The 20,232-nt window shown below is 58.1% G+C and carries 18 protein-coding genes; 9 read left to right on the forward strand and 9 right to left on the reverse strand.

All coding sequences use genetic code 11. From position 1 onward, the window contains the following. Positions 1–40: 40 nt before the first annotated feature. Positions 41–1,333, forward strand: coding sequence for an MFS transporter (locus DKY63_RS05340; RefSeq protein WP_110963142.1), 1,293 nt, complete (start codon positions 41–43; stop codon positions 1,331–1,333). A gap of 21 nt (positions 1,334–1,354) precedes the next feature. Then, the gene (locus DKY63_RS05345; protein WP_110963143.1) at positions 1,355–2,332 is read left to right on the forward strand and encodes a 2-hydroxyacid dehydrogenase; all 978 of its coding nucleotides are present in this window, start codon (positions 1,355–1,357) and stop codon (positions 2,330–2,332) included. 147 nt (positions 2,333–2,479) lie between these two features. Here DKY63_RS05345 and DKY63_RS05350 read toward each other — a convergent pair whose 3' ends face one another. Then, the gene (locus DKY63_RS05350) at positions 2,480–3,667 is read right to left on the reverse strand and encodes a pyridoxal phosphate-dependent aminotransferase (RefSeq protein WP_110967849.1); all 1,188 of its coding nucleotides are present in this window, start codon (positions 3,665–3,667) and stop codon (positions 2,480–2,482) included. 299 nt (positions 3,668–3,966) lie between these two features. Here DKY63_RS05350 and DKY63_RS05355 point away from each other — a divergent pair, with 299 nt between their 5' ends. Then, positions 3,967–4,251, forward strand: coding sequence for a response regulator transcription factor (locus DKY63_RS05355; protein WP_110967850.1), 285 nt, complete (start codon positions 3,967–3,969; stop codon positions 4,249–4,251). Positions 4,252–4,374: 123 nt separating this feature from the next. On the opposite strand, the gene DKY63_RS05360 is transcribed toward DKY63_RS05355, so the two are convergent. From DKY63_RS05360 to DKY63_RS05380, 5 genes are all read right to left on the reverse strand, one after another. Then, complete coding sequence (locus tag DKY63_RS05360; RefSeq protein ID WP_110963144.1) at positions 4,375–5,151, reverse strand: RHS repeat-associated core domain-containing protein; 777 nt, start codon at positions 5,149–5,151, stop codon at positions 4,375–4,377. Next, positions 5,151–5,765, reverse strand: coding sequence for an RHS repeat domain-containing protein (locus DKY63_RS05365; protein WP_110963145.1), 615 nt, complete (start codon positions 5,763–5,765; stop codon positions 5,151–5,153). The genes DKY63_RS05360 and DKY63_RS05365 overlap by 1 nt, the downstream gene beginning before the upstream one ends. Positions 5,766–5,826: 61 nt before the next feature. Continuing rightward, positions 5,827–7,095 carry a hypothetical protein gene (locus DKY63_RS05370; RefSeq protein WP_204354297.1) on the reverse strand — a complete coding sequence of 423 codons (1,269 nt, stop codon included), beginning with the start codon at positions 7,093–7,095 and terminating at the stop codon, positions 5,827–5,829. 465 nt (positions 7,096–7,560) lie between these two features. Beyond that, complete coding sequence (locus DKY63_RS05375; protein WP_110963146.1) at positions 7,561–8,709, reverse strand: glycerate kinase; 1,149 nt, start codon at positions 8,707–8,709, stop codon at positions 7,561–7,563. Positions 8,710–8,951: 242 nt separating this feature from the next. Then, a complete protein-coding gene (locus tag DKY63_RS05380) occupies positions 8,952–10,073 on the reverse strand; it encodes a sugar diacid recognition domain-containing protein (protein WP_110963147.1) in 1,122 nt (373 codons plus the stop codon). 168 nt (positions 10,074–10,241) lie between these two features. On the opposite strand from DKY63_RS05380, the gene DKY63_RS05385 reads away from it, so the two are divergent. The 3 genes from DKY63_RS05385 to rarD all read left to right on the forward strand — a co-directional run bounded on the left by DKY63_RS05385 (position 10,242) and on the right by rarD (position 13,858). Continuing rightward, positions 10,242–11,552 carry an MFS transporter gene (locus DKY63_RS05385; protein WP_110963148.1) on the forward strand — a complete coding sequence of 437 codons (1,311 nt, stop codon included), beginning with the start codon at positions 10,242–10,244 and terminating at the stop codon, positions 11,550–11,552. A gap of 197 nt (positions 11,553–11,749) precedes the next feature. After that, the gene (locus tag DKY63_RS05390; RefSeq protein WP_110963149.1) at positions 11,750–12,763 is read left to right on the forward strand and encodes an aldo/keto reductase; all 1,014 of its coding nucleotides are present in this window, start codon (positions 11,750–11,752) and stop codon (positions 12,761–12,763) included. 213 nt (positions 12,764–12,976) lie between these two features. Then, complete coding sequence (rarD, locus tag DKY63_RS05400) at positions 12,977–13,858, forward strand: EamA family transporter RarD (protein WP_110963151.1); 882 nt, start codon at positions 12,977–12,979, stop codon at positions 13,856–13,858. Between the two features lie 127 nt (positions 13,859–13,985). Here the strand turns inward: rarD and hppD are convergent, their stop codons facing one another. Both hppD and DKY63_RS05410 read right to left on the reverse strand, forming a co-directional pair. After that, positions 13,986–15,062 (reverse strand): 4-hydroxyphenylpyruvate dioxygenase, encoded by a 1,077-nt coding sequence (gene hppD, locus DKY63_RS05405; protein ID WP_110963152.1) that lies wholly within the window; start codon positions 15,060–15,062, stop codon positions 13,986–13,988. A 226-nt stretch (positions 15,063–15,288) separates the two neighbouring features. Further along, positions 15,289–16,254 (reverse strand): DMT family transporter, encoded by a 966-nt coding sequence (locus tag DKY63_RS05410; RefSeq protein WP_110963153.1) that lies wholly within the window; start codon positions 16,252–16,254, stop codon positions 15,289–15,291. A 78-nt stretch (positions 16,255–16,332) separates the two neighbouring features. On the opposite strand from DKY63_RS05410, the gene DKY63_RS05415 reads away from it, so the two are divergent. The 3 genes from DKY63_RS05415 (at position 16,333) to DKY63_RS05425 (ending at position 19,452) form a co-directional block, all read left to right on the forward strand. After that, on the forward strand, positions 16,333–17,205 hold the full coding sequence (locus DKY63_RS05415; protein ID WP_110963154.1) for a LysR family transcriptional regulator: 873 nt from the start codon (positions 16,333–16,335) through the stop codon (positions 17,203–17,205). Between the two features lie 112 nt (positions 17,206–17,317). Continuing rightward, positions 17,318–18,850 (forward strand): EAL domain-containing protein, encoded by a 1,533-nt coding sequence (locus DKY63_RS05420; protein ID WP_110963155.1) that lies wholly within the window; start codon positions 17,318–17,320, stop codon positions 18,848–18,850. A gap of 236 nt (positions 18,851–19,086) precedes the next feature. Next, on the forward strand, positions 19,087–19,452 hold the full coding sequence (locus DKY63_RS05425; protein WP_008031084.1) for a histone-like nucleoid-structuring protein, MvaT/MvaU family: 366 nt from the start codon (positions 19,087–19,089) through the stop codon (positions 19,450–19,452). A 175-nt stretch (positions 19,453–19,627) separates the two neighbouring features. Here DKY63_RS05425 and DKY63_RS05430 read toward each other — a convergent pair whose 3' ends face one another. Then, positions 19,628–20,152 carry a DUF4946 domain-containing protein gene (locus DKY63_RS05430; protein WP_110963156.1) on the reverse strand — a complete coding sequence of 175 codons (525 nt, stop codon included), beginning with the start codon at positions 20,150–20,152 and terminating at the stop codon, positions 19,628–19,630. Positions 20,153–20,232: the final 80 nt, after the last annotated feature.

Genomic DNA, 20,232 nt, shown 5'->3' on the forward strand with positions numbered 1-20,232 from the left:
ACCTGCTGCGACAAAAACAACAAGCTCAGGAGCACCACCGATGAAAACCGCAACCCTCGCCACCCGCCGCTGGTGGTACATCATGCCCATCGTGTTCATCACCTACAGCCTGGCGTACCTGGACCGCGCCAACTACGGCTTCGCCGCCGCCTCCGGCATGGCCGCCGACCTGATGATCACCCCGGGCCTGTCGTCGTTGCTCGGCGCGCTGTTCTTCCTCGGTTACTTTTTCTTCCAGGTACCGGGGGCGATCTACGCACAGAAGCACAGCGTGAAGAAGCTGATCTTCGTCAGCCTGATCCTCTGGGGCGGCCTCGCCACATTGACCGGGATCGTGTCCAACGCCTACTGGCTGATCGTCATCCGCTTCATGCTCGGGGTGGTCGAAGCCGCGGTGATGCCGGCGATGCTGATCTACCTGTGCCATTGGTTCACCCGCGCCGAACGCTCCCGGGCCAACACCTTCCTGATCCTCGGAAACCCGGTGACCATGCTCTGGATGTCGGTGGTCTCGGGCTATCTGGTGCAGCACTTCAGTTGGCGCTGGATGTTCATCATCGAAGGCCTGCCGGCGGTGCTCTGGGCGTTTATCTGGTGGAAGCTGGCTGATGATCGTCCTGCCCAGGCCAAGTGGCTCAGCGAGCAGGAAAAGCAGGATCTGGAAAGCGCGCTGGCGGCGGAACAGGTCGGCATCAAGGCCGTGAAGAACTACGCCGAAGCGTTCCGCTCACCGAAGGTGATCATCCTCGCCTTGCAGTTCTTTTGCTGGAGCATCGGTGTCTACGGTTTCGTGTTGTGGCTGCCGTCGATCCTCAAGGCCGGCGCGCAGATGGACATGGTCCAGGCCGGCTGGCTCTCGGCGCTGCCGTATCTGGCAGCGGTGATCGGCATGCTGCTGGTGTCCTGGGGCTCGGACAAATTGCAGAAGCGCAAGCGCTTCGTCTGGCCCCCGCTGTTGATCGCCTCCATTGCCTTTTACGGCTCCTATGCCCTGGGTGCCGAGCATTTCTGGTGGTCCTACACCCTGCTGGTGATTGCCGGCGCTTGCATGTACGCACCCTACGGGCCGTTCTTCGCAATCATCCCGGAAATCCTTCCAGCCAACGTCGCCGGCGGTGCCATGGCGTTGATCAACAGCATGGGTGCCCTCGGTTCCTTCGGCGGGTCCTATCTGGTCGGTTACCTGAACAGTGCCACCGGCTCGCCCGGTGCGTCGTACCTGCTGATGAGCGGCGCGTTGATGTTCTCGGTGGTGCTGACCATTTTCCTCAAGCCCGGCGCCAGTGACCGTGAGCGGCCTTCGGTGGCCGTGACCCGCGCTGCCCACTCCTGAATTGAAGTAGAGAGATCCACGATGAAAAAGCAGGTTGTGCTGTACAAGAAACTCTCGCCGGCGTTGATGGCCCGGTTTCAGGAACATGCCGAAGTCACACTGATCGACAGCCTTGATGCCGCAGGCCTGGCGCAACTGCGCGCCGCCCTGCCCCGCGCCCATGGCTTGCTGGGCGCCAGTCTGAAACTCGACGCTGCGTTACTGGACCTGGCGCCCAACCTCCAAGCCATCGCCAGCGTCTCGGTGGGCGTCGACAACTACGACATCGACTACTTGACCGAACGGCGCATCCTGCTGACGAACACCCCTGACGTGCTCACCGAAACCACTGCGGACACCGGCTTCGCCCTGATCCTCGCCACCGCACGGCGCGTGGTGGAGCTGGCGAACATGGTGCGAAACGGCCAGTGGCAACGCAACATCGGCCCCGCGCACTTTGGCACCGACGTGCACGGCAAGACCCTGGGCATCATCGGCATGGGCCGCATCGGTGAAGCCCTGGCCCAGCGCGGACATTTCGGTTTCGGTATGCCGGTGATCTACCACAGTCATTCGCCGAAACCGGCAGTGGAGCAGCGGTTCAATGCGCAATACCGGAGCTTGCCGCAGCTGTTGCAGGAGGCGGATTTCGTTTGCCTGACCTTGCCGTTGACCGCTGAAACCGAAGGCCTGATCGGCGCCAAACAGTTCGCGCAGATGAGACCCGAGACGATCTTCATCAATATTTCGCGGGGCAAGGTGGTCGATGAGTCGGCGCTGATCCAGGCGTTGCGCTCCGGGCAGATTCGTGGCGCGGGACTGGATGTGTTCGAGCGTGAGCCGCTGAACCCGGACTCGCCGCTGATGCAGTTGGCCAATGTGGTGGCGACGCCGCATATCGGCTCGGCAACCCACGAGACGCGAGAGGCGATGGCCAGGTGCGCGGTGGACAATCTGCTGGCTGCGCTGGCAGGAGAGCGCCCCGGGAATCTGGTGAATGAGAGAGCGTGGAAGGATTAAGACATTCGGCGTATGCAGGTCAGCCTTCGCGAGCAGGCTCGCTCCCACAAAGGATCTTCAGTGGACACGAAAAGTTGTGTTCAACACAGGGTCCACTGTAGGAGCGAGCCTGCTCGCGAAGAGGCCGGTACAGACCAGACAAAACCATCAGGCCCGCCGCGCCTCCAAAAGATCCATCGCACACAACGCAATCCGCCGACAGGCATCCGCCAGTTTCAATTGATCCACCACCAACCCAAGGCGAATGTGTCCCGCCGCACTCGGCCCGAACGCCTCGCCGGCCAATACCGACACCCCGTACCCTTCCAGCAGTCGCTCGGCAAAGTGCTGGGCGGATAACCCGGTCTGGCGAACATCGACCATCACGAACATCCCGCCGTCGGGCCGAATCGCCCGAAGACCCGGGCACTGGTTCAGGCTGGCACACACCAGATCACGACGCTGGCGGTACTCCTCGCGCATCGACGCCACCTCCGGCAGATCCTCATCCAGTGCCAATTGCGCGGCGTTCTGAATAAAGTCCGGAATACCGAACAGCATGCACATCGAAAGATTCACCAGATGCTCGGCCAAGGGTTTCGGCCCGATCACCCAGCCCACCCGCCAGCCGCTCATGGCGTGGGATTTGGACAGACTGTTGATGGTTGCCGTGCGCTCGGCCATACCCGGCAGGCTCGCAGGGCTTATGTGCTTACCTTCGTATAACAGATCGCTGTAGACCTCATCGCTGATCAGCCATAGGTCGTGACGTGTGCACAGCACCGCCAGTGCCTGCCAGGTCATCAGCGGCAAACTGGCACCCGACGGATTGTTCGGGCTGTTGAGCAAAAGGGCGCGGGTTTTCGGAGTGATCAGCGCGGCAACATCCGTCGGGTCGACCCGAAAACCGTTCTCCGGCCGCACCGGCACCGGCACCACTTTCGCCCCGCAAGCGCCGAACACGCCTTCATAGGTCACGTACATGGGTTCGGCGACAATCACCTCGTCGCCGGGATCGAGCAGGCATTGCGCGACCGAATACACCGCGCACTGCGCGCCGGGCATCACGATCACATGGTCGCCATCCACTACTTGGCCACTGCGTTGCCGGTGCCGCCGTGCGATGCTGTCCCGCAGGCCCTGGCTGCCGCGTACCGCCGGATAGTGTGTGTCTCCGGCCAGCAGGCTGGAGATAGCGGCCTCAACGATGGGCGGTGGTGTATCGAAGTCCGGATCGCCGATGGACAACAGCAACACATCGACACCCTGTGCGCGCAATGCCAGCGCTCGATCGTGGATCTGCCAGGCCGCAGCGCCGTCGCCGGCAATTCGTTGGGTCAAGGCTGAGTAGCGCATGTCGTTCTCCATATAGCGCGGGATCCTGCGCTCAACACTATCTCAAATCGTAAAACGCGCCAGCACGGCGGGATTCTTTTTTCGAGGGTAAAAAAGAATCTTTTCAGCAGCTTAAGTTGTCGCGAATGGCTTACCTGTGATTTGTGACAGGTCACAGAGTTTTACTTTGGGGATATAAAGAAACTGCACCGGCAGCCGCTTGCCCAGGCTTTCGAAGGAAACGCGCGTGCCCCCTGCCGTTGACGCAGGGCCTTTGTGCACAGCCCGCAATCATCGATGATCGATGGGAGACATCCGACATGTACCGCGCCCATTCAGCCTCGTTCAGTTCGTCACTTCCCCCTGCCCGCCTCCAGCATCAAGAACCGGAACATCCTTCGGCGATTAAACTGACGGCCAGAGAAAAAGAAGTGTTGCAGTGGAGTGCCATCGGCAAGTCGTCCTGGGAAATCGGCAGGATATTCAATTGCACCGAAGCGGGCGTGAATTATCACTTTGCCAATATTCGGCGCAAATTCGGGGTGAGTTCCCGGGGGTGTGCGGTGGTGAAGGCGTTGGAGCTTGGGTTGATTGAGTTGCCTTGAAGCTTCAATGAATGAGTTTTCGATCACGTTTTGATTGAAATCGGCTACTGCAACGCAACCAATCCGCAAAGAGCCCGCCCATGTTCGCCTCCCCTGTGCCGAGCATGGATACACCTGTGTGACTTACTTTCGGTGAGATCGGATAGCTTTCATTTCCTCAGTTGTTCTTTTGCCCCTAATGGTCTTCATGCTCTTGAGTACGGGCCCTTTGTCAATCCGGGTCTGCAACTGCTCCAATCCACTTGGTGGATCAGCCAGTGAATCTCCAAACTTAGGCCCATTTACCTGGCGCAGAAGTTTTTCTGGCGCCGGTTTTGTGTATTCGTATTCGATTTTTCCTTGTTTTAGATCTTCGAAAAAGCCCCCCTTCCGTTTCGGCAAGACTTTTTCGGTGGACATTTTTGATCTTGCAACGTTACTGCGGCCTGCATGTGAAACATGCCTGGACAGTTCAGGTACTTTTACTTTGGTCGTTGTTGCTTGCGCTACTTTCGTTGCGGTTTTCGTCGCCTTCACCCCGGCACCTGCTGCTTTTGTTCCAGCGTTCTTCGTTATTCCGAAAATTCCACGAAGGATCGAGAAAAAACTCCAATGTCCTGTTGGATCCTCACGATTGGTCGGATCACCGTTGCAATACGCACGGGCATTAATGCCCCCATCCTCGAACGGACTCAAACTGTCCGGACTACCAAACTTCATCAACCCAGGGTGGTAAGACCTATAACCGCTGCCCAGAAAATACCAACCGGTCTTACTTTCCCGCAGTTCACCGTTGTAACCCAGCGCGCCGCTCACCGATGCATCATCCCCGCGATACCCATACACGGTGTAAACCACATCCTTGTGCCCGGCCTTGCTCATTTCACTAAACACGGTGTTCTTGCGATCACCGGCCAGCATCAAGACTTTGGGCCAGCACCTGCCTGGTGCTCCGCGAGCACAACATCATCGCCACGCATGAAAGTGCTGCTGTTGGCGCCTTTTATCTGGTTCGCCAATTGATCACCCTTATAAAAGCGCTGCTCCTGTTCCATGCCATCGTTCATGCCCGCGGTTTTATCCAACGGGTCGTAGTTGTAGCTCTTCGTCGCCCCGCCTGAAGGCTCGCTGACGCTGATCAACCGGCCAAGAGCATCGTAATCGAGCGTGCGCCCGGCTTCGTCACGGATCAGGTGGCCGTCCTTGTTGTAAACCAGATCGATTTGGGTCGGGTAATCCGCATGGGTGTTGGCCACTTTGACCAACTGCACAGGGTCGACCGTGTCGTAGGTGTAGGTGGCGCGGTTGGTGCCACCGGCAAACGTGGTGACGGCGAAGCGCATGTTGTCCAGTGCACTGAACGTAAACACCTGGCGTTGGATGGCTTTGTTGTAAGGATCCACGGGCGGTTGGGTACCCGCACATTCGTAGCTGGTCAGGCGGCTGCGCAGGTCATAGCCATACTTCTCTTCGCGCAACAACAACGTGCCCTCTTTCAATGTCCGCTGAGCCAATCCATCGACATCGTTGTACACCTGAGTCAGTTCCTGCTTGACGCCATTGAGGTCAAACTCACGCTTGATTTCCCGATCGAACTCATCGTATTCCAGGGCAATCCCCAGCTTCTGCCCACCGGCACTGTCGCTGGTGTTGATGGTGGCTGACTGGCTTGAGTTGATCGTTGCCGGGTTCCGGTTTCGGGGGATTGATCACCGGCCCCGGGGCGGACAGATTGACTTTGACAATTTCAGTCACTGAGGGAAAAGGCTCTACACCGCGAAAGACCTTGTAAGTCAATGGATGATCCACCACTCCAACCGTAGCACTGCCGTACGCAGCCCAAATCCTGTCCCAAGGCATGAAAATGTTGAGTCCGCCTTGAGGGTTGCCACCGACCGGTGTACCGGGGGTGAGCTCCTGATCTTTCCATTTTACGACCACGGTATCAGTGGGCTTGCCATTGGTGATCCGGGGGACATTGACCAGAACCCCGCCATCGACGATATCGGAGCGCAGGAGCTCACCGCCGGTGGCGTCCGCGGCCGTGGGTTTGGGTAAAGGATTGGGAGGTAATGTACCGAGCGCCACGGACATAAGTTCATACAGCGATAACGCGCTGATGTTGCCGGCCTTGTCGATGAGGACATAACCACCACAGCACATACCGTCGCCGGCCGCGATGAACTTGCCTTTTGGAATTCTGACTGTACCTCCAGGGGCAATTGGCTGCGGACCGATCAGGTCAATATCAGCAGGATCCTCGGGCAGTTCACCTTTCAGCCAGCCGAAGGCGACGCTGACGTCAACGAACTCGCCATCCCACAATGGGATCGTTGCTTCCAGATAATCATTCGCGCCAAACGTGGCATCCGTGATGGGAGACGTGACGGTAAACACCATATTTTTCGGAGGTATCACTCCATTGGGTGGAATCTTGTCGATCTGGATGCGCACTCGATTCGACCAGTCTTTGACCAGCCCGGCGTTTTCGTGTTCGTACCTGAGGTCAAAAGGACCTTCATTGGTCGTATCCAGAAAAAACGGACTGGGAATAGTGAAAACCTTGGGCGTCCAAGCAACCCCACCGGTATGGGAATGCTCCTGGAGCGTCGTCCACTCGTTACTGCCTGCACGTGTAATTTGCAGTCTGAAATACTCGGTATCCCCGTCGGGAATAGGGTTAGCCCAGGTGGTAATGGTTGTGGTTTGATCTGAATCGAGCTTGGCCCTGGGGATCAGCCCTTTCGGTTCACCCGTCATCACAAAATGAGAGACATCCGGGTCCTGGACCACGAACGGCGCGGCGCCTCCAGAGACGGATTCACTGGACGCCACCTTCTGCTGTTTTTTATCTGAACCAGCCATGCTTTCGCTCTCCGTATGCACAAACTGGCGTCATGGAATGCCATGGCGCTTCAGCTCGAAAAGCAGAGCGAATACTGCCGGGTACTACCCAAACGCATCCCGTCGTTCTGCGCGTGGGAAAAGTAAACAGGCTTTTGCAGAACTGCGTAACTGTCAAAGTTGACAGGTAGAGGCTGATTTTTGAGATGAGGCGACGAACTGCGCGCAACCGCTGCGCACCTTTGTTTAAGCGCGTTTAAAGCAATTTGCTGAAAGCCACAAAGTCTTGCGTCGCTGCATCACTGTCCCTCCACAACGTGATGCTGACGGAGATCACGGTGGACCGAGTGCTGGCTCAGATTGATCCACCCGAATAAAAAAACACATCAACTGTAGGAGCGAGCCTGCTCGCGATGGACTCAAGATCGCCGTGGGGTGTCAGGTTTCCCATGTCATCGTTGGCGACCATCGCGAGCAGGCTCGCTCCTACAGGGGATTGCGTGACGCGGCGATCCGCCATACCCGCGCAATGTCACTCGCCCGCTCGCGCAGTAACCGTGGCGCATTCATGCAAGCTTCCTCCAGCGTGATCGGCCCGTTGACCAGAGAGAACGCGGCATCGATGCCATGTCGGTAAAGCGCCTGATAATCCTCGCCCAGGGAACCGGCGATGACGATTACCGGCACGCCCTGTTCATTCGCGATTTGCGCCACGCCCAAGGGGGTTTTGCCACGCAGGGTTTGCGCATCGAAACGCCCTTCTCCGGTAATCACCAGGTCGGCACCTTCGATCGCATCGGCCAGGCCCACCAGATCGGCGACCACTTCGACCCCAGGCAAAAACTGCGCGTCGAAAAACGCCTTGGCGGCAAAACCCAACCCACCCGCCGCGCCACTGCCTGGCTCGTCTCGTACATCCCAACCCAGTGCTTTTGCGCAATGATCGGCGAAGTGCCCGAGGGCATGATCGAGCAGTTGCACCTGTTCTGGCGTGGCGCCTTTTTGCGGTCCGAAAACCGCAGACGCACCGTGGGGACCGCACAGCGGGTTGTCGACATCGGCGGCGATGTCGAAGCGTACATCCTTGATGCGCGGGTCGAGTTCGCTCAGGTCCATGCGAAACAGTTTCGCCAGCGCCAAGCCACCCGGCGGGAGAAGTTGCCCCTGTGCATCGAACAACTTCAGACCCAGGGCCTGCAGCGCACCGGCGCCACCGTCGTTGGTGGCGCTGCCGCCAATGGCGAGGATGATGCGCTGGGCGCCTGCGTCGAGGGCGAAACCGATCAGTTGGCCGGTGCCGAAGGTGCTGCTGTTACAGGCGTCACGTTGATTGACCGGGACCAATTGCAAGCCACTGGCTTCGGCCATTTCGATGATCGCGGTACGGCTTTCAGGCAACCAGCCCATCTTCGCAAAGGCGGTATCGCCCAGAGGCCCTCGCACCTCGGCGCGGTGGTGCTCGCCGCCACAGGCTGCCAGCACCGCCGCAACGGTGCCCTCCCCGCCGTCGGCCATCGGGCATTTGATCAGCTGCGCATCGGGCCAGACTTCCCGCAAACCCAACCCGATGGCGTCGGCCGCGCCTTGAGCACTGATGCTGTCTTTGAACGAGTCAGGGGCAATCACGATTTTCATGGGAATTCTCCAGTTCCAATACGCTCATCCTGCCAGCCGCCAAACACGATGACGCCGGTCTGCTGCACAAGGGCGCATGAGGATTATTGTTCATTTCCACAAAACCCGAGGAACAACACAATCCACTGTAGGAGCGAGCCTGCTCGCGATGGAGGTCCTGGCGACACGATCATCCAGGTAGAGCGCGTTATCGTTGACGTCCATCGCGAGCAGGCTCGCTCCTACAGGTGGCGGGTGTGCGTTTATGGAGGGGTGTCGGTCTGCGGGAGCAGTTGCACGCCGAGGTAAAGCGCGAGCATGCCATCGAGGCGCAGTGGATCGACGCCACTGAGTTCGGCGATGCGCTCCATTCGGTAGCGCAGGCTATTGCGATGAATGCCCAGTGCTTCGGCGCAGGCCTGGCTCTGGCCGTCGTGGTCGCACCAGCTGCGCAGGGTTGCCAGCAACTGGCCGTTGCTGTCCTTGGCGATGACTTTGCGCAGCGGGTTGAGCAACTCGTCGAGGGCGTCGTCATTGCGGTGGCGCCAGAGCATCACCGGCAGGCGATAGCGGTTGAGGGTCAGCAAGCGCGATCCAGGCAGCACCTCGCGACCATAGGCCAGCAGATCACCGACCCGCCGGTAGCAGCGGCGCAATCCGCTCAACCCATCGGCCTGTCCGCCCACGGCGATGCGCAGGATGTTCCAGCCCAGACCGTTGAGTTTTTCCAGCAAGCGCTCGTTCTCAACGTTCTGGCTAGCAGGTCGGCACCAGAGCAGTGAGGACTTGGCCGAACTCACGCACCAACTATCTGGATAACGCGACGTCAGCCAGGCACTGAGCGCCTCGACGGTTTGCCCCGGGCCGTGTTCCAAACCCAGCTCAAACAAATACGGTACGCGGCTCATCTGCGGCTTGAGCCCCAACTGCTGCGCTTCGTCGATCAGGCGTGGCGAGTCTCCGGCATCGCTGAGCAACAGCGCCAGCAAGTCATCGCAACGCTGGCGCCGCCATTGCTGTTCGGCTTGCTGATTGCGCTGGCCCACCAGCATTTCGGCGGTCATGCGCACGAGCGCGGCATAGGTGCGCAGTTGATCGGGCTCACCGGTGATGCCCAGTACACCGATCAAACGCTGGTCCAGCATCAACGGCAGGTTGATGCCCGGCTGCACGCCCTTGAGATGAATCGCGGTCTGCGCATCGATCTCCACCACACGACCGTTGGCCAACACCAGTTGCGCGCCTTCATGGCGGGTGTTGATCCGCTCCGGCTCGCCGCTGCCGAGGATCAGCCCCTGACTGTCCATGACGTTGACGTTGTACGGCAGGATGGCCATCGCCCGGTCGACGATGTCCTGGGCCAGGTCGTGATCGAGTTCGAACATGACGGGGTTCCTTGAATGCATGATGGGCCGATTGTTCGCCCGCACAGGGCTGTATGGCAAACCCTGTGCGCCGGCACAAAGACAACAACCGGCGCGGTGTCCGAGACTCTCAGGGCGATCAACGTTACCCTTTGCATCGCAAAAAATCATAAAAAGAGAGAACCCGCCATGTCACAGAGCGCCGCTGCAACCCAGGCCATCGCTGACGAAAAAAATGCCGTCTACAAACGCATTACCCTGCGTTTGATCCCCTTCATTTTCATCTGCTACCTGTTCAACTACCTCGACCGGGTGAACGTTGGCTTCGCCAAGTTGCAGATGCTTGATGCGCTGAAGTTCAGCGAAACCGTGTACGGCCTCGGGGCCGGGATCTTCTTCATCGGCTACGTGTTGTGCGGAGTGCCGAGCAACCTCGCGTTGACCAAATTCGGCCCGCGGCGCTGGATCGCGCTGATGATGATCACTTGGGGCACGTTGTCGACCTGCCTGTTGTTCGTCACCACGCCGACCGAGTTCTATACGCTGCGGCTGTTCACCGGCGCCGCCGAAGCCGGCTTCTTCCCCGGTGTGGTGCTCTATCTGTCGCAGTGGTTCCCGACCTTCCGCCGTGGCCGCATCATGGCGCTGTTCATGTCGGCGATCCCGGTCTCCGGTTTGCTGGGCAGCCCGTTCTCCGGCTGGATCCTCAACCACTTCGCCGCCGGGCAAGGCGGTCTGGCGGGCTGGCAGTGGATGTTTTTGCTGCAAGGCATCCCCACCGTGATCCTCGGCGCCCTCGCCTATTTCCTGCTCAGCGACAGTTACGCCAACGCCAAATGGCTCACGCCTTTCGAGCGTTCGGTTCTGCAGGCCGACCACGCCGAAGACTTGGCCAACAAGCCGAAAACCACTTCCGATTCGCTGCTGGCGGTGTTCAAGAACCCGGCGATCTGGGCGTTCGGTCTGATCTACTTCTGCATCCAGAGCGGCGTGTACGCGATCAACTTCTGGTTGCCGTCGATCATCAAGAACCTGGGCTTCAGCGATAACCTGGTGATTGGCTGGCTGAGTGCGATTCCTTATCTGCTAGCGGCGGTCTTCATGCTGCTGGTGGGTCGCTCGGCGGACCTGCGCAAGGAACGTCGCTGGCATTTGGTAGTGCCGATGCTGATGGGTGCGCTGGGCCTGCTGATCGCGGTGAACTTCGCCGCCAACCCGGCCATTGCCATTCTCGGCCTGACACTCGCGACCATGGGCGCGCTCACCGGTTTGCCGATGTTCTGGCCTGTGCCGACAGCGATGCTGAGTGCCGGCGCGGCGGCCGGTGGTTTGGCGTTGATCAACTCCATGGGGCAGATGGCGGGTTTCCTCAGCCCGTATCTGGTGGGTTGGGTCAAGGACAGTACGGGGTCGACCGATGCGGCGTTGTATCTGCTGGCGGGGGTGATTGTTGGCGGTAGCGTGCTGGCGTTGCGCATGACCCGTACGTTGCGAGTCTGATCAACACCCATCCACTGTGGGAGCGAGCCTGCTCGCGAAAACGGATTTACATTCAACATTGATGTTGGCTGTGACCCCGCCTTCGCGAGCAGGCTCGCTCCCACATGTTGTTTTGCGGTGTTGGGTAAATCAGTTTGATCCATGTAGTAGTTCTGGTATTTGATTGAAGCCTTTCCCATTGGCAAAAGGACTTCAACATGAGCTATCGCACGCTGGGTCATTCGGGTTTGCAGGTCTCCACCCTGACCCTGGGCACCATGATGTTCGGCGAACAGACCAGCACCGAAGATTCCCTGCGGATCATCGACAAGGCCTGGGACCAGGGCGTCAATTTCATCGACACCGCCGACGTCTACACCAGCGGTCGTTCCGAAGAAATCGTCGGCGAAGCGATCGCCAGCCGCCGCCATGAATGGGTGCTGGCCACCAAGGTCGGTTTCGGCCCGGTGGACGGCGTGCCTAACCGCAGCGGCTTGAGCCGCAAACACATCTTCAACGGTATCGACGCGAGCCTCGCGCGTTTGGGCACCGACTATCTCGATATTTATTACCTTCATCGTGAGGACCACAACACGCCGCTGGAGGTCACGGTATCGGCCATTGGCGATCTGATTCGCCAGGGCAAGGTACGCTATTGGGGGTTGTCGAACTACCGGGGCTGGCGTATCGCCGAGGTCATCCGTGTGGCCGACAAGCTGGGCGTCGATCGGCCCGTCATCAGCCAGCCGCTGTACAACATCGTCAATCGTCAGGCCGAAACCGAGCAGATTACCGCCGCGCAAGACTACGGCCTGGGTGTGGTGCCTTACAGCCCGCTGGCGCGGGGCGTGCTCAGTGGCAAATACGCGCCGGACGTGAAACCCGACGCCAACAGCCGCGCGGGGCGTGCCGACAAACGCATCCTGGAAACCGAGTGGCGAGTCGAATCGCTGCGTATTGCCCAGCAGATCCAGCAATACACCCGGGAACGTGGTGTCGGTATCGTCGAGTTCGCCATTGCCTGGGTGCTGAACAACGCAGCCGTCACCTCGGCTATTGTTGGTCCGCGCACTGAAGAACAGTGGGATGCCTACACTAAGGCGCAGGCGGTGAAGATCACGGGCGAGGATGAGGCGTTCATTGACTCGCTGGTGACGCCGGGGCATGCGTCGACGCCGGGGTTCAATGATGTGAGCCATTTCGTCTCCGGCCGTAAACCACATACCTTTTGAAGAGATACACAAGACCACTGTAGGAGCGAGCCTGCTCGCGATGGAGTGTCAGTCGACATTGATGTAGCTGACACACCATCGCGAGCAGGCTCGCTCCTACAGGGTTTTCGGGCGCGGCCCAAATGTTGAAAATTCCGATCATCCGGCCAATATTCAGCACAAAAACCGCGTATCCTCCGCACCCCGTTTTACGTTCAACCTCGCGAGGAAAGCTTGTCTAAAGGTATTGCTCTATCGGTTTCAGCCTCGACGCTGTTTGCCGTCATGTATTACTACACCTCGCTGCTCACCCCTTTGAGCGGCGTGGAGATTTTTGGTTGGCGCATGCTGCTGACCGTGCCCTGCATGACCGTGTTCATGGTGGTGTCCGGCGAATGGCGGCGTGCGATCGACCTTCTGCGCCGGGTGGCCGGTGAGCCAAAACTGATCGCGGCACTGATCCTTTCTTCGGCATTGCTGGGCGTTCAACTCTGGCTGTTCATGTGGGCACCACTCAATGGCTACAGCCTCGACGTGTCGCTGGGCTATTTCCTGTTGCCGCTGGCGATGGTGCTGACCGGGCGTATCGCCTATGGCGAAAACCTCTCGTACCTGCAAAAGATTGCGGTGTTCTTCGCCTGCCTGGGCGTGATCAACGAGCTGTACCAGGTCGGCGGTTTTTCCTGGGCCACGCTGCTGGTGGTCATCGGCTATCCGCTGTACTTCGTGCTGCGTAAATGGCTGAAGACCGACAACCTTGGCGGTCTCTGGGTGGACATGACATTGATGTTGCCGGTCGCATACTGGTTCGTGCGCGGCGGTGAACAGGGTTTCGGCGTGTTCAATCAATACCCTGCCCTGGCGTGGCTGATCCCCTTGCTCGGCCTGATCAGTGCCTCGGCGCTGGTGGTCTATATCATCGCCAGCCGCTTGCTGCCGTTCAGCCTGTTCGGCTTGTTGAGTTACGTAGAGCCGGTGCTGTTGCTTGGCGTGGCGCTGTTGCTGGGGGAAAGCATCAAGGCCGGGGAATGGCTGACCTACATTCCGATCTGGCTGGCGGTGGTGGTGCTGGTGTTTGAGGGGTTCAAGCATTTGATGCGTCAGCGTCGCCCTTAATACATATACAAAACAAATGTGGGAGCGAGCCTGCTCGCGATGAGGGCCTGACATTCAACATCTCGGTTGACTGATCTGGCGCTATCGCGAGCAGGCTCGCTCCCACAGTTTTTAGCGGTAAATCGGATCAGTCGGTGGACAGCACGCCACGACGGACCTGATCACGCTCGATCGATTCGAACAATGCCTTGAAGTTACCTTCGCCGAAGCCATCATCACCCTTGCGCTGGATGAACTCGAAGAACACCGGCCCCATCAGGGTTTCCGAGAAGATCTGCAACAGCAGACGCTTGTCCCCCGCCTCGGACGAACCGTCCAGCAAGATGCCCCGCGCTTGCAGCTCGCCCACGGGCTCGCCGTGGTTCGGCAAACGGCCTTCGAGCATTTCGTAGTAGGTGTCGGGCGGCGCGGTCATGAAACGCATGCCGATGCTTTTCAGGTGGTCCCAGGTCTTGACCAGATCATCGGACAGGAACGCCACGTGCTGGATGCCCTCGCCGTTGAACTGCATCAGGAACTCTTCGATCTGCCCGGCGCCCTTGGACGACTCTTCGTTCAGCGGAATGCGGATCATGCCGTCCGGCGCGGTCATGGCCTTGGAAGTCAGGCCGGTGTACTCACCCTTGATGTCGAAGTAACGGATCTCGCGGAAGTTGAACAGCTTCTCGTAGAAATTCGCCCAGTAGGCCATGCGACCGCGGTACACGTTGTGGGTGAGGTGGTCGATGATCTTCAGACCGGCGCCGACCGGGTGGCGGTCTACGCCCTCGAGGTAAACGAAGTCGATGTCATAGATCGAGCTGCCTTCACCGAAACGGTCGATCAGGTACAGCGGCGCGCCACCGATGCCTTTGATCGCTGGCAGGTGCAGTTCCATCGGACCGGTTTCGATGTGGATGGGCTGGGCGCCGAGTTCGAGGGCGCGCTTGTAGGCTTTTTGCGAATCCTTGACGCGGAACGCCATGCCGCATACCGACGGGCCGTGCTCGGCGGCGAAGTACGAAGCGACGCTGTGGGGTTCGTTGTTGAGGATCAGGTTGATCGCGCCCTGGCGATACAGGTGCACGTCCTTGGAACGGTGGGTCGCGACCTTGGTGAAGCCCATGATCTCGAAGATCGGCTCCAGGGTGTTGGGGGTCGGCGATGCGAATTCGATGAACTCGAAGCCCATCAGGCCCATTGGGTTTTCGTATAAATCTGCCATGGTTGGCGCCTCATCATTCTGCTCAATTAACAAAGGTTAGTGGCTGGAAATGCTGAGACCGGTGGGTGGCGCGCAGGAAATGCCCCGCACGCTGCGGGCGAGGAAATCACCGTAGATCAATTGAAACCCTAATAACTTCATGGTCGACCCAAGGCTTTTGCGGGCGAAGCTTCTGTTGCCAGAAGACGTATTCTTGTATGCGTAACCTGATTCTACACAGCGTAAATCAGTTTGTCCGCCTTCTGTATAAAATCCGCTTTTTCGCCACAGACGCAAGGGGTTTGTTGCAGAGAAAAATCCCCGCCAGAATCAGCCCTCCTCCCAGATACATCGCCGGTGTCAGCTGTTCATCCAGCAGCAGCGCGCCGAGGATTACGGCGGTCAGCGGGTTCAGGGCGATGAACACTCCGGAGCGGGTCGCACCGATTTTGCGGATGCCGTCGTAATAACCGATGTAGGCCAGTGCTGATCCCAACACGCCCAGGTACAACAGGCTCAGCCACTGTTGCGGACCGAGGCTGGCGAGTGCGTTCAGGCTCAGCTCACCGCGAATCGCAGTGGTGGCCCACAGCATCAAGGTGCCCAGCAGAATCGACCAGGTCACCGTTTGCACGGGCCCAAGGCTTTGATTCAGCTCTCGGGAAAACAGTGAATAAACGCCCCAGCCGAGCACGCAACCGAAAATCAGCAGATCACCGATCCAGGCCTCGGCGTTGCCAACCAGTAAATGCGGAGTGCGACTGACGATCACCAGGCTGGTACCAGCAATGCAGATTGCGATGCCAACAACTTTCGCCCGACTCAGGCGCTCCTTGAACAGCAGCCATGAGGCCAGCCCGATGACGGCCGGATTCAGCGCCACGATCAGCGATGCCCGCGATGCGTTGATGTAATGCAGGCCATAAAAGAAACAGAGGTTGTAAAAGAAGATCCCGAAGAATCCCAGGAGCGCCAGTTGCAGCCATTGCCGAGGACTGGGCCGGGTCAGTGGCACGCGAGCCATCAGCAAAAACAGCAGCAAAGCCACGCTGGCCAGCAGAAATCGCAGGCTGGCGGCAAGCAGCGGACTGAGAGTGTCGGCCAGGAACCGCCCAGCCACGAAAGTGCCGCCCCAAATCATGGTGACCGCCGCCAGCTTCAGATAAACCGGCACATCAGAGGAGTGGGCCTTGCACTGTTCACATGTAGTCATATGTCCCCGACATGGAATTTCTGTTGGATGACGTATGATTTGACTAATACCTAGTCATCGTAAAATGAGTAAACACTCATGACCCTCACTCAACTGGAGATTTTCTCCACCGTCGCCGAGCTGAACGGCTTCACGGCAGCGGCCCATCGCCTGGGTATCAGCCAGTCCGCGGTATCCCATGCGTTGAAATCGCTGGAGCGGGAATTGGGCGTCGAACTGCTTCGGCGCCATCAGACGCAGGTTGAACTCAGCGATATCGGTCAACAGCTTCTGCTGCGCGCCCGGGCCATGCTCGGCCTGGCCAACACCTTGCGCCAGGAAGCGGCGGATGCCCGGGGCATGAAGCGCGGGACCTTGCGCATCGGCTCGTTCGGCCCCACCTCGTCGATCAAATTGCTGCCATTGATCCTCAAGCAGTACCGCGCAGTTCATCCGGGTATCGAGGTGCATATCGATGAAGGTCCGGACCGGCAGGTGATCCAGTGGCTGCAGGAGCGACGGATTGATATCGGTTTCGTAGTGCTGCCTGACGAACGTTTCGACACGGTTGCGTTGCTCGAAGATCAGATGGTCGCGCTGCTGCCCGTCAATCACCCCCTGACGAACCGCGACAGCGTGAGTCTGAATGACTTGTGCGACGACCCGTTTGTCCTGACCGAAGCGGGTTCGTCGGAACTGGTGTCACGGATGTTTCATGGCGCCCGGTTGAGCCCCAACATCCGCTTTCGCTGCTCGCAATTGCTAAGCACCCTGGACACCGTGGGTCGCGGCGATGCCTTGACCGTGGTGGCCGAAAGTTCGTTGCCTGCGCACGACGACAACCGCTACGTGAAAAAACCTTTATTGCCCGTAGTTGTCCGACAAGTCGGCCTGGCGGTGCTCGACCAGCGTCAGGCATCGCCGGCAGCCCTGGCCTTCATCAAACTCGCACAACGGCTTGACTATCGATGAACGGCATAAGTACTCGCGGCCAACTATCATGGCTCCAGTCTGATCTCTTCTTGGAGGGCGTTTATCGCCGCCAGCATTTGAGAGCCCTACCTCTTCGCTACAGGTTTCACAGATGCCACTGAAGGTAAAAACCCGCAAACGCGGTATCAGGACGGCGGTAACCCTCGCCAGTGGATTGCTCCCGATCGTGCTCGGCGTCGTCATTCTCTATGTACAGGCCGAGCGGGCACTCAAGCAAAGCGCTGAACAAACGGCCGAAGAAGCGCTTCAACAGTTTGAACTGATGCTGGATAACACCGCACAAGCCGCTCGCGATTTACTTCCGCTGGCGGGACAACCTTGTATTGACGTTAATCTTGCCTTGCGTGAACAAGTCACGCGGCGGCCTTTCGTTCGATCTACCAATTTATTGTGGGGCGACACCAATTATTGCAGTTCCCTGTTTGGTGATATTCACGAAAAGATCGCCCCCGGAGACTATGACGGTGGTCGACTGTTGCTGATGAAGGGCAATCCGGTCACACCGGATACCGCATTGCTGGTCTATCGACTGAGCGAAGGCAAACGTGGCGCGCTGAGCACTCTGGACGGGTTTCATCTGAGTAATGTGCTGCGCTTGATCGGCAGCCATACTTTGCTGGTGCTGCAAGTCGGCCCCAATTGGTTAGACGCTGACAACCAGTTTCATCAAGGCGCCCTGCCTGACTATCCGGTGGCGCCAATCAAACTCGACTCTTCACGCTATGCCTTTGGCGTAAAAGCCGGTTTTCCTGAAGGCGAAACCTGGCGCTACATGAGCAGCGAATATCCGGCCCTGTTCAGCCTGCTGATATTCTTCGGTGCGGTGTCCGCGCTTATCGGACATGTTCTGCAAAGGCGCTCAACTTCCCCGACCCATGAAATGAAACGTGCAATGGAAGCAATGGAGTTCGTCCCCTACTTCCAGGCGGTGGTGCATGGCGACAGTAAAAAAATATCGGGGGTCGAGGTGCTGATGCGCTGGAATCATCCGAAAGAAGGCCTGGTACGCCCCGATCTGTTCATACCCTTTGCCGAACACTCCGGACTGATCGTGCCGATGACTCGTTCATTGATGCAGCAGACCGCCGCCCTGCTCGCGCCGCTGTCCGCATCATTCAATGAGCCCTTTCATATCGGCATCAACATCACCGCGAGCCATTGCCAGGACCTGGAGCTGGTGGAGGACTGCCGGGAGTTCCTTGCGGCTTTCGCGCCCGACTCCATACATCTGGTGCTTGAGCTGACCGAACGCGAACTGATCGAGCCCACTGCCCTCACCCATCAACTGTTCGAGCAATTACATGAACTTGGGGTAAAGATCGCCATTGACGACTTCGGCACCGGCCATTCCAGTCTTGGCTATTTGCGTCAGTTCAATGTGGACTTCCTGAAAATCGACCAGAGCTTCGTTGCGATGATTGGCGTGGACGCCTTGTCCAGCCATATTCTGGATACCATCATCGAACTCGCGGTGAAGCTCGATCTGGCCATGGTTGCCGAGGGTGTGGAGACTCAGGAACAAAGTGATTACCTGACCGCGCATAACGTTAACTTCCAGCAAGGCTATCTGTTCGGCCGACCGATGCCTGGCGCTGAGTTCATTAGTGCATTAAGTGTCGATTAAGCGATGCTTTGAACCGACGAAACCACCATAAAACGCACCAAACCGAATCAAAATACTGCGCCTTGTTACATGAAAAAAAAGACATGATTTACTCTTGGCTCATTAACTACTACAATTTTTCCATGCCTGCGGTAATTTGGCAGGTGAGCCACTAATCACCGAGTCGCTTCAAGGCTCTTGGCTTATAGCTTTGTTTGCGGTTGGTTTCAGCCAAACACACTATTGGAGTAAAGATATTGTCCAGACTCGCTGAATTTCGTGCAGCTGAAAAGGCCCTTCAAGAACAGCTCAAGCAGCTTGAATCCCTGAAGAATGATGCCGGGCTCAAGAAAGAAATCGAATTCGAAGAAAAGCTCCAGGGGCTGATGAAAACCTACGGCAAGAGCCTGCGCGACATCATCGCCATTCTCGATCCGAACCCGGCGAAATCCGGCCTGCAACAGGCCGCAGCGCCTAAAACCCGTCGCGCTCGCGTGGTCAAGGTTTATCAGAACCCACACACCGGGGAACTGATTGAAACCAAGGGCGGCAACCATCGCGGCCTCAAAGCATGGAAGGAACAATACGGTGCCAGCACCGTTGATTCCTGGTTGCGCGGCTAAGCCCTCACGTTATAAAAAAGCCCTGCGAATGCAGGGCTTTTTCATGAATATCATACAAACGCAACGATATTGGCCGATCAACTCGCTACTTGCCGATTAACTTTGTGCTTAATCCATTTGGGTATCTAAACATTTCCAGCCCAGCGCAAAGCCTGCAGCTACTAAAGTCTTCAAACTAAAGTTTCAAAGCATTACGAGCCGTTTCTATTTCATCCTGACTCGCCTTATAAGCCTCAGCCTGCCCCGCGTAGGAAAGAACGTAGGCTTTATCGGCGTCGACCGCAGCCACCAAAGTTTGCGACAGCACATGACGTCCGTTCTGCGTGATGGTGCAAGTGGTTTCCAGTGCCGATAAACGGCTCAAGGTCGCTGAATGAATACGATTGCACACGCTTTGATAGCCGCCCTGGAAAAAGTCTTTTTGCACTGACTTGCGCATTTCCAGCAGCACGCCTTCAAGATTCACCTGATGCCCACTTTGCACCTCGGATATGGTCAACTCCATAACCATCACCGGCGTACCACTTTGATCGTTTTTAACTGCCCGCTGGCGCGAGACACCGGAGGCGGCATTGTCTTGCGCAATATCTTCCACCTGCCAGCCGGCAGGCCAGGTCATGACCGGAGTCTCGGCGTGGGCACTGGCCGCTGCGAACAGCACGCCCATGAGAGTCAAAACCGATGGAGCGAATCGAATCATTGCAATGAACACTCAGCTATTGAACCCTGAAGTCTGAGCCCCGACCGGCTGTCAGGCAATAGACGACGGTTTGGGTTTGG

The sequence above is a fragment of the Pseudomonas putida genome (genome assembly GCF_003228315.1).
Lineage (GTDB): Bacteria > Pseudomonadota > Gammaproteobacteria > Pseudomonadales > Pseudomonadaceae > Aquipseudomonas > Aquipseudomonas putida_S.